Annotated in this window: 1 protein-coding gene; it reads left to right on the top strand. The window is 39.6% G+C overall.

The window, feature by feature from the left end; translation table 11 throughout:
* Positions 1-78: 78 nt before the first annotated feature.
* Positions 79-1,116: an IS110 family transposase gene (locus tag AB4496_RS15200; protein ID WP_102257639.1), complete on the top strand. Its 1,038-nt coding sequence runs from the start codon at positions 79-81 to the stop codon at positions 1,114-1,116.
* The last annotated feature ends 239 nt before the right edge of the window (positions 1,117-1,355 follow it).

Raw genomic sequence — 1,355 nt, 5'->3', positions numbered from 1 at the left:
AAAATGTCAACTTAGATAATTGGACTCCCCAACCCTAAGTCCTACAATAGTAGGGTTCAAAATAATTTGGAGATTCAAATGAACAAGACGATTGTTGGCGTTGATTTAGCTAAAAAAGTGATCCAAGTTTGTATTTATACAAACAGAAAAGTGCACTCAAATACAGAGATGACACCGAAGGCGTTTACTTGTTGGTTAGTAAATTCAAGGCCTGCCACAATCGTGTTTGAAGCTTGTGGTACTTCGAATTATTGGAAGCAACTCGCTTCTTCTCATGGGCATGATGCTCGTTTAATCTCATCGAGATTAGTTGCTGTGGTCAGACAAAATCAGAAAACTGACAAAAATGATGCTTTGGCGATAGTACAAGCATCACTGTTACCTGATGTGAACTTTATTCAAGGTAAAACAGCCGAACAGCAGCAACTACAATCGATTGTCCGCTTACGAGAACTAAGCATAAGACAAAAAACCGCTTCTAAAAACCAATTGATTGCTTTGTTATCTGAATTAAATATTCAAGTCTCCAACAGAAATGGGGGGTTAAGAGCAACAATTGATGAAACCCTAGAAGACGCAGATAATGGTTTTTCACCTTCGTTTCGTCAGGCAATATCTACTGCCTGGGATCAATATTTATCGCTGGTTGAAGCGATTGATATTTACGACAACTGCCTTGAAGAATCTTTGAATTATCATCCTGAATGTAAGAAGTTACTTAAAATTGAGGGCATCGGTATCCTTAATGCTGTTAACTTATATATCGCGCTCGGGTGTGCTGACATTGGAGCTTTTAGTAAAGGGAAAGCAGCCGCAGCCTGCATAGGGCTCACACCAATACAACATTCAAGTGGGGGGAGAGCTAAAATCGGTTCGATAGGAAGAGGTTTTAAAAATACTCTGTTTCGAAGCCAATTGATTACTGGTGCGATGTCGATCGTAAGCAAGGTTGCCAATCGCCCACCGAAAACAAAAAAAGAAGAGTGGCTAAAAAATTTAATTGAACGTAGAGGTAAGAAGTGTGCTGCGGTAGCGTTGGCAAATAAAAATGTCAGAACAGCATTTGCTATTTTAACTCAAGGTACGGAATATAAAGCTGAACCGTTAGTATCTTAGTAAATTGTCTTAACAGTAAAATGCATAAATTGGATGAAAATCAGTTAGTCAAAGCAGCGGGCATCTGAGAGTCTTGAACTCGTAGCTTAGATTTGCTACTAACTCGCGTAAATATCGTAGAGCCTGAGTTAGCTACTCTTGTTGAGCTCGTACATAAGTGCGCATTTATTTCTGATTTACTGACGATTACTGTTGACAATGGGGAGTCCACATAAGATGCCCACAATGGTGCGGAGAGT

Origin of the sequence: Vibrio sp. 10N.222.46.A1 (genome assembly GCF_041473595.1) — a bacterium.
GTDB classification, from domain to species: Bacteria; Pseudomonadota; Gammaproteobacteria; order Enterobacterales; family Vibrionaceae; genus Vibrio; species Vibrio tasmaniensis_A.
This window is presented reverse-complemented; position numbering and strand designations above follow the sequence as displayed.

Bases quoted from the DNA above. Each gene is read 5' to 3' on its own strand.
- AB4496_RS15200 (WP_102257639.1), top strand. From the start codon at position 79: ATGAACAAGACGATTGTTGGCGTTGATTTAGCTAAAAAAGTGATCCAA.